Annotated in this window: 7 protein-coding genes and 1 pseudogene; 4 read left to right on the top strand and 4 right to left on the bottom strand. The window is 53.9% G+C overall.

Annotation, left to right across the window (positions count from 1 at the left end; all coding sequences use genetic code 11):
• Positions 1-735 precede the first annotated feature (735 nt).
• Both dgoD and CINSTRO3249_RS10125 read left to right on the top strand, forming a co-directional pair.
• Positions 736-1,884: a galactonate dehydratase gene (gene dgoD / locus CINSTRO3249_RS10120; RefSeq protein WP_074013193.1), complete on the top strand. Its 1,149-nt coding sequence runs from the start codon at positions 736-738 to the stop codon at positions 1,882-1,884.
• 118 nt (positions 1,885-2,002) lie between these two features.
• Entirely contained in the window at positions 2,003-3,298 is a 1,296-nt protein-coding gene (locus CINSTRO3249_RS10125) for an MFS transporter (protein ID WP_074013194.1), read from the top strand.
• A gap of 253 nt (positions 3,299-3,551) precedes the next feature.
• Here CINSTRO3249_RS10125 and CINSTRO3249_RS10130 read toward each other — a convergent pair whose 3' ends face one another.
• The 3 genes from CINSTRO3249_RS10130 to CINSTRO3249_RS10140 form a co-directional block, all read right to left on the bottom strand.
• Positions 3,552-4,229 (bottom strand): ankyrin repeat domain-containing protein, encoded by a 678-nt coding sequence (locus CINSTRO3249_RS10130; protein ID WP_074013195.1) that lies wholly within the window; start codon positions 4,227-4,229, stop codon positions 3,552-3,554.
• Positions 4,204-5,505: an ankyrin repeat domain-containing protein gene (locus CINSTRO3249_RS10135; RefSeq protein ID WP_074013196.1), complete on the bottom strand. Its 1,302-nt coding sequence runs from the start codon at positions 5,503-5,505 to the stop codon at positions 4,204-4,206. Before CINSTRO3249_RS10135 ends, CINSTRO3249_RS10130 begins: the two co-directional genes overlap by 26 nt.
• Positions 5,506-5,681: 176 nt before the next feature.
• Positions 5,682-6,002, bottom strand: a complete 321-nt coding sequence (locus CINSTRO3249_RS10140) for a YceK/YidQ family lipoprotein (protein ID WP_074013197.1) — start codon at positions 6,000-6,002, stop codon at positions 5,682-5,684.
• A gap of 306 nt (positions 6,003-6,308) precedes the next feature.
• On the opposite strand from CINSTRO3249_RS10140, the gene ibpA reads away from it, so the two are divergent.
• Together ibpA and CINSTRO3249_RS10150 are read left to right on the top strand one after the other, a co-directional pair.
• Entirely contained in the window at positions 6,309-6,722 is a 414-nt protein-coding gene (gene ibpA / locus CINSTRO3249_RS10145) for a small heat shock chaperone IbpA (RefSeq protein ID WP_074013198.1), read from the top strand.
• Positions 6,723-6,827: 105 nt separating this feature from the next.
• Positions 6,828-7,092, top strand: a pseudogene (locus tag CINSTRO3249_RS10150) (Hsp20 family protein); the annotation flags it as partial.
• A 16-nt stretch (positions 7,093-7,108) separates the two neighbouring features.
• Here the strand turns inward: CINSTRO3249_RS10150 and CINSTRO3249_RS10155 are convergent.
• Positions 7,109-8,468: flagellar biosynthesis protein FlhF (locus CINSTRO3249_RS10155; protein ID WP_254304262.1), on the bottom strand; the 1,360-nt coding region annotated here is incomplete at its 5' end.

The raw sequence follows: 8,468 nt of genomic DNA on the forward strand, positions 1-8,468 counted from the left end.
TGCTCATGCTGAGTTTCCAGCACTAGATTAACTGCCCGTTCACGGACTTCCGGAGAGTAACGTTTGGTCGTTGTCATAGAGACCTCCACTTTTAAAGTATAGACTCTAATTTATCCGGGGTGATTCAGAATAACCCACGACGCCATTATTCTTACAACCCGAAGCGGCAATACTCCCTGTAATTATTCATCCCATGGGATACGTCGTCCATAATCACTTTTAGTGACATTTCTCATAGTGGTCAGGCTTTTAAACGCCACCGTATTCGATGCCCGCTCACAGCAAAACCAGGCTGCCAAGCGCAGAGCATTTTTATAGCACAGGGCTAATGCCATCAAAACGGGGCTGCGCGGCGGCTAAAAGCGGAAAAAGGTCATTGGGCAGTATCGTCACGCTTTTAGGATTAGCATTAACGGGGGAGCGCCGGTTTCTCCTTCAGAAAATTGTTAACTAAAGGGACGCTTTTACCAAGTGGAAACGGTCTTTGAGCGCATGTGTCCTGCAATGGCTGATGCCTTTGTATTCTGGACCGTGCGGGCACGCTCGGACACTGTTAAAACGAGGAGAGGCCATCAGCAAGGGATTGTCTAAAGTGTGATCTACATTGTAGTGCAATAATTATTTGTGGTGCTACAATCTAACCCATAAAGAGAGGCTTGCCCTTAGCGATTTGCCGGGTTTGTGCGCGTCGTCCGTGGCAACCGATTGATTTGGCTTGATAAGGAACCACATACCATGAAAGTAACCAAATTGACTACCTACCGGCTGCCGCCGCGCTGGATGTTTTTGAAAATAGAGACGGATGAAGGGATCGTTGGTTGGGGTGAACCCGTCATCGAAGGGCGCGCGAAGAGCGTCGAAGCCGCGGTCCATGAGCTGGGCGAATATGTTATCGGCAAGGATCCTGCCCGCATCAACGATATTTGGCAGACCTTGTACCGCGCGGGTTTTTACCGCGGCGGACCCATTTTAATGAGCGCCATCGCCGGTATTGATCAGGCGCTGTGGGATATTAAAGGTAAAGCGTTGGGCGTGCCGGTTTACCAACTGTTGGGCGGCCTGGTGCGCGATCGTATTAAAGCCTATAGCTGGGTCGGCGGCGACCGGCCGTCGGACGTTATCGCCGGCATGAAGAAATTGACCGAGATTGGCTTTGACACATTTAAGCTTAACGGCTGTGAGGAAATGGGGCTGCTGGATAATTCACGTAAAGTGGATGCGGCGGTGGCGGTGGCGGCTCAGGTCCGTGAGGCCCTCGGCAACGATATTGAATTCGGTCTCGATTTCCACGGCCGGGTGAATGCGCCGATGGCCAAAGTGCTAATAAAAGAATTAGAGCCTTACCGGCCGTTATTTATCGAGGAGCCTGTCCTGGCAGAGCAAGCGGAATATTATCCTTTGCTGGCGGCGCAGACATCCATCCCCATTGCCGCCGGCGAACGGATGTTTTCGCGCTTTGAGTTTAAACGGGTGCTGGCCAACGGCGGTCTGGCGATCGCACAGCCCGATTTGTCCCACGCGGGTGGGATCACCGAGTGTATGAAGATTGCCTCCATGGCGGAGGCTTATGATGTGACCCTGGCGCCGCATTGTCCGCTGGGGCCTATTGCGCTCGCGTCTTGCTTGCATGTTGACTTTGCCTCTTACAATGCGGTACTGCAGGAGCAAAGTATGGGGATTCATTATAATCAGGGCGCCGAATTATTGGACTATGTTAACAATAAGGAGGATTTCGCCATGAATGATGGTTATTTCTATCCGCCAAATAAACCTGGACTTGGCGTAGAAATTAATGAGGAGCTGGTCATTGAGCGCAGTAAAAATACCCCAGACTGGCGTAACCCGGTATGGCGCTATCCTGATGGATCAGTGGCTGAGTGGTAATTGAGCCCGACATGAGTCATAAACCCGCCGTTAATATCACGGCGGGGATCCTGATCGATAATTTATCCTAACCGGTGTTTCTCCGTACCCTGTTATAATTTAACCGGAATAAAATAAGATGGACACTGTCATCACCCAGCGCCCCACCCGGAGGCGCTATCTTACGCTGTTAATGATTTTTATTACCGTGGTTATTTGTTATGTCGACCGCGCTAATTTGGCGGTAGCCTCGGCCCATATTCAACAAGAGTTCGGTATTGATAAAGCGCAAATGGGTTATATCTTTTCCGCTTTTGCCTGGACCTATACCATTTGCCAAATCCCCGGCGGTTGGTTCCTTGACCGGGTGGGTTCAAAGTTAACTTATTTTATCGCCATCTTCGGTTGGTCGGTTGCCACCCTGGCGCAAGGATTCGACTCCGGGCTAGGCAGTTTACTTGGCTTGCGTGCGCTCACTGGCCTGTTTGAAGCACCGGCGTTCCCGACTAACAACCGGATGGTGACAAGCTGGTTCCCTGAACGGGAGCGCGCCTCGGCGGTAGGTTTGTTCACTTCCGGTCAGTTTGTCGGTCTGGCGTTCCTGACGCCGCTTCTGATTTGGGTACAGGAAGTGTTGAGCTGGCACTGGGTCTTTATCTTGACCGGCGGTATCGGCATTGTATGGGCGCTTATTTGGTACGTGGTATATCAATCGCCGCGCAAAAGCCGTGGTATCAATGCTGCCGAGCTGGAATATATCAAAGCCGGCGGCGGTTTGGTGGACGGTGATGCGCCGGTGGAGAAAAAGAACCGTGTGCGGATGAGCGGCAGCGATTGGAAGTTGGTGTTTAATCGCAAATTGGTGGGGGTGTATTTAGGCCAGTTTGCCGTGACCTCAACCTTGTGGTTTTTCCTGACCTGGTTCCCTAATTATCTGACGCAGGAAAAGCATATCGCCGCCCTGACGGCAGGTTTCATGACCACTGTGCCATTTTTGGCGGCCTTTTTCGGCGTGATTTTGTCCGGTTACTTTGCCGATCGCATGGTGCGTGCCGGCAAATCGCTGGGGTTTGCCCGTAAAACGCCGATCATCTGCGGGCTGCTGCTTTCCACCTGCATCATGGGGGCGAACTACACCAACGATCCTATCTGGATTATGGTGTTGATGGCGCAGGCATTCTTTGGCAATGGCTTCGCGTCGATCACCTGGTCGCTGGTGTCGTCTTTGGCGCCGTTACGTTTGATTGGGCTGACCGGCGGGGTATTCAATTTCGTTGGTGGTCTGGGCGGCATTACCGTTCCGCTGGTGGTGGGTTATCTGGCGCAGGATTATGGTTTTGCGCCGGCGCTGATTTACATCGCCGTGGTGGCGTTTTTGGGCGCGCTTTCCTATCTGCTGCTGGTAGGGGAAGTGAAACGCGTAGGGGAAGCCTGAGGCACCCAGGACGCCGGCCTGACCATAGGGTAAAGTAACGGCTTGACCGGCGGCGCGACAATTATGACCTGCCCGTCGGCGTCAACCTTTGATGCAAGCATTAACATAAAATAACGGCGTGGTCGACGACAGCAACAGTCGCTTGGCCACGCCGTTTTTTATTCGCGCCGCCGACGCGGGCAGGGCGGCAAACGCCGGGTACGATCCTCCGCATCGCCTGAGGCGCGCGCGGGTTTATTTGCTTATCAGGTGGTCAGTTAAGCAGAAAATAACTGATGGCCCAGAGCAGCGTGACTCCGCCCGGCGCGCCGCGTTTGCGCACCAGACCGGCGATAGTGTAATGACCGCTGCGCAGGGCATAATCGATTGCGCTTAAGCCCGTCTTATCGATGAGATCGGTGGCGATATCATCATGGCGCAGTAATTGTCGGACAATGTGGCGATGGCCGTTCTCCGCCGCCGCCATCAGTGCGGTTTTACCTCGGCAATCGGTGGCGTTAATCTCCAGCAGTCGGTGGTCAAGCAGTAAGGCGACCGTTTTGCGCTGCCCCTGTTCGCAGGCGGCTAGCAATGGGGTGGTGCCCCATACGGTGGCTGCGTTGGGCATGATGTCAGGATGCGCCAGTAATAGCCGTACCAGCGGCACACAGCCGCTGCGCGCGGCCCATAGCAATGCGCTGGCGCCATTGCTATCGCGGGCATTGACGGGGGTTGACGGGTGCGCCAGCAACAGGCGGGCCACCTCGGTATGCCCCGCGCCGGCGGCCAGGATCAAGGCGGTGGAACCACCGATATCCGCAGCGGTGACATCGACGCCTGCAACGGTAAGCAGCCGGCACAGGGTTTGCTGTGCGTCGCCTGCCGCCGCCTGCAGCAGCGCAGTTCGCCCCCGATTATCCCGGGCGTTAAGTGTGGTTTGCGGGCAGGGCAAAAGCGCCGTGAGCGCGCTGCAATGATCGCCTGCCGCCCGCCAGAGTCAGCGCGGTCTGGCCCTGGCAATCCCGGCTGTTCCGATCCAGCCGGGTACGCGTCAGCAGTATCTTGATGATCGCGGCATGGTCATGCATTGCCGCCAGATGCAGCAGAGTAGCGCCCTTGGTGTCCCGCTGCGCCACCGGCATACGGGGATGCGCGAGCAGCACATGCATCATCCGGCATTGGCCATTGATGACCGCCTGCTGTAACAGGGTGTAACCGTGCCCATTCGGTGCTGTAATGACGATAGCGGGATGTTGCAGCAGTAACTCGACCGTAAGCTCATGATTGGCCGCCAGCGCCAGCCAGAGCGCGGACAAGCCCTGACGGTTAACTTGATTGACGCACTGGCGATCGTCTTGCATCAGGGTTCTGACCACGCTGACGTGTCCCTGCGCCGCCGCCGTCATCAGTGCATTGTTGCCCTGAAGACACGCCGCGTTAATTGCGCAATCGGGATGGCGCAGGAGCGCGGCAACCCATGCGCTGTCGCCTTTCGATGCCGCCTGTATCAGCAGTGTACGACCCTCGTTATCCGTGGCGTCCGCCAGCCTGAGATCCGGACGTGCCAGCAGCGCGTGCGCCAGCGGTAAATGACCCTGGCGGATAACTTTTGCCAGCGGCGTTTCGCCGCTGCGATCGGGGACATTGACATCCAGTTGCGGATCGGTCAATAGCGCCTGAATGCTGTTGGTCAGCGGCGGCAGACAGTCCAAAAGTTCCAATAGCAACCCGTTGCCAATAACCCCGGGCAAGCGTAAGCAGGTAGTGGCTCCCGGCATTCTCAAAAGTGTAGCCAGCAGGTCATCCTCACCGTTATACATCAGCAGGGTTATCAGGCGCCTGATGCCGGCATCCGGCTCTATGCCCGGGTTGATATTCAGCCCGCTGCGCTGGCAAAAGCGCAGCAGCGGCAAACCATGACTGTCGATAAGCGTGGCGAGGATGTCCGCTAAGCGCGTATGCCGATAATTTCGGCAGGCGCGGCGGGCAGGCGCCTGCAGGCGTGGATGCGCCTGGGACACCGCAAACAGACTGCCGAGATCAAGTTTGGCGAAAGTGAGACTTAAAATCTCTGGCGGCAAGGTCAGCAACGGGGAGGGCGATTCAGGACCATTGGCGCAGCTTTGCAGCTCGGTCGCCAAGGATAATGGCGCCGGTGACGAGGTGGCGTCGGAGGTCGCGGTGCCCCGCGCGCTAAACCGTCCGCTGACAACCGAAGCAGTGTCCATAACCTATCCCGGCGCTTGGCGCTGCGGGCGCGCAGGGTGCAGCCCGCCGTCGACACCGGAGGGACTGCCGCTATTCCCGTACGCCTGCCGCCGCGCTAAACGAAATGGTGAAGGAAGATGTAATATTAGCAGACAAGTAAGGGAAGCGGCGGCGCAACGCCCCGACCTGAGCCGGCTCAATCGTGAGCGGGCGCGGGCGCATGCTCATGGTGGTGCAGCATGCGCGACCGGGGGGATTCCTCATCGGTATTGCTATCGCGGCGGAAATAGTCATAAGGTAACAACACCGTGTCCATGACTGCGGAGAAGGGTAAATCAATGGCCGCCAGAGGACGGATGCACCAGTTACTGTCTTTGTCGCGTAAAACCTGCATACTGGCGCGGGTGCCGGGATAGTAGCCCTGATAGGGGCCTGTATGCGTCATGACGCTTGAGCAGCCGGTGGTGCCCAGCACGGTGCATCCTGCTGTTACGACAAACAAGACCTTTCTTAACATAACCTGTTCCGCATCCGTTGGTTTAACTTCTTGCGCAGCAAAACCTGCTCTCAGGACCGATCAAAATTGTGCTTGAACCCTCCAGCTGACGCAAGCTGTAATAGTTAGTGTAATAGAGATTGAATAAACCCCAGCTAAATTTTACCGCTATCTCGATATTTTTTTCTTATCGCCTCTTGAAAAGCCTGACGGCGGTACCATTTTATTTACGTGACCAAAATGAATACGCCGTAAGGGTATTCCTGTTACTGACCTGTCCAACGGGAAGGTTATTGCACCCTCGCTGAATTTTGGAGGCTTCAAGCTATGCGTAATTTCGATTTTTCACCGCTGTACCGTTCCGCTATCGGTTTCGATCGTCTGGTTAATCTGCTGGAAGCAGGACAGAACCAGGGCAACGGCGGTTATCCCCCCTACAACGTTGAATTAGTGAGTGAAAATCACTACCGCATTGCCATTGCGGTTGCCGGCTTCGCCGAAAGCGAGCTGGAAATCACCGCTCATGACAACCTCCTGACGGTAAAAGGCGCCCATGCCAGCGATCAAAAGGAACGCAACTATTTATACCAGGGTATCGCCGAGCGCAATTTCGAGCGTAAATTTCAATTAGCTGAACATATACAAATAAAAGGCGCGCAATTGGCCAACGGGCTGCTGTTTATTGATTTGGCGCGCGTGGTGCCGGAAACGCTAAAACCGCGCCGCATTGAAATAAAATAACGCTTTTCGGCCTCTATCCCATATGCCCGCCCGTGCAGGGGGGCTTGTCTCAACCCGATTGGCGGGTTGAGCGAATTATCTCGCTTCACAGAAGGATTTAATAACATGCGTAATTATGATCTCTCTCCCTTATTTCGCCAGTGGATCGGTTTTGATAAATTAGCCAGCAATATACAAGACGATCATCAGGGGGTAAGTTATCCCCCCCCCCTACAATATCGAGAAAAGCGATGATAACCATTATCGCATTACCCTGGCGCTGGCCGGTTTTACCCAGCAAGAACTGACGATTGAATTGGAAGGCCCGCGCCTGACCATCAAGGGTAAGCCCGCGCTGGCGGAGAAAGCGGTGCATTATTTGCACCAAGGGCATAGGTATCTACACATCAGGGAGGAGGCTTAAGAGCAACTCTCGCTAAATGAGTAAGTTCTTCCAGACTATATTCCGATAATAATTTTAGTGTATTCAACAAGATGGATAGGCCAGCGAGCAGAGCAGGAGCGCTCTCTCTGCGGCCTCGCTTTTGCTGTCGTCCTGACAAGCGACATATCAGCTGGCGGGCTGCCGCATTTTCTTCTCCTTCAGCGCGTTGCAGCCGCCATACCAGAACAGCAGCCATACTGGCTATTAACAACCTGCGTAGTACGGCTGGCGCGCTGCGCTGAAGCCATGTTTCTACGTCATGTCCGGCACCTTTCAGCAACTTAAAAAATGATTCAATATTCCAGCGCCAGTAATACCAACGAGCTACTTCCTCGCAGGTGATCTCGCTGCAAACGTTTGTAAGCAGCGTCCAGCGTCCCACCACATTACCGAGATCATCCGTAAGCCGAACAACAACCAATCTGACCGTCAGAGGCTCTCCAGGTTGGATTTTTATGCGGCGGCCGGTTTCTTTATCTTTACGCTTCTGCTGCGCAGCTCGGGTTATGACTATCGAGGTTTCACTGATTTCCATATCAGCTTTTTTCCCTTTCCAGTCTACCTGTCCGCATCCGTTGTATGGCAGAAGAGCAGCAATCTCACCAATTTTCAATGAATTACCTTGCCACTCTGCACCATGTCCTTCTTTTCCTCGGATAAGCCAGCATATTCCTTGAGTACTCAACGTCCGCATATGTCCAATAGAGTCACCCTCTCTATCAATTATATGAATCAGCTTTTTACCTATATTAAGCGATTCCACACGGGCAATATCGGTCGTCAAGGCGTCCATATGTGTCTGCCGTTCGGACAGTCCTTCCGCCAACGTTGAATGACAACCGGTTGCATCGGTAAGTGTCTGAGATAGAGGCGCTATTGGCAAACCCGTGCCAGCATCAACCAGCAAGCTGCTTTGAAGTTCATATCCAACATCGCCACCGTGCGTCATTTTTAAGCGTCCGTATTTGGCATGATGGTAAAGAAATTGTAAACGTGACCAATCATGAACAACGAGAGCGTATGGATGCGGGCTAAGCGAAATTTGCTCAAGTGCTAGCGAAATAATTGGCTCATTGAGTTGACTGAAGCTAATTCGCTTATTATTCAGAAAACGCCAGACAGCTTGGGTAGTTGCGAAAGTTGATTTTTGAGCACTTGCGAGGTCTTTAACCGCAGAAGCAAGAAGAGCCGCGGGCGTCATATGCTGTTTAACCAGCGTCTGATATCGGCGGGTAAGGCGAGAGTCAATCCCGCCAACAGATAGGTTGAAATCATTCTGCAAAGTAATAACAGGTATCACGATAAATGTGTAGATACCTATG

The organism is Candidatus Sodalis sp. SoCistrobi, assembly GCF_900143145.1.
In the GTDB taxonomy this organism is placed as follows: Bacteria; Pseudomonadota; Gammaproteobacteria; order Enterobacterales; family Enterobacteriaceae; genus SoCistrobi.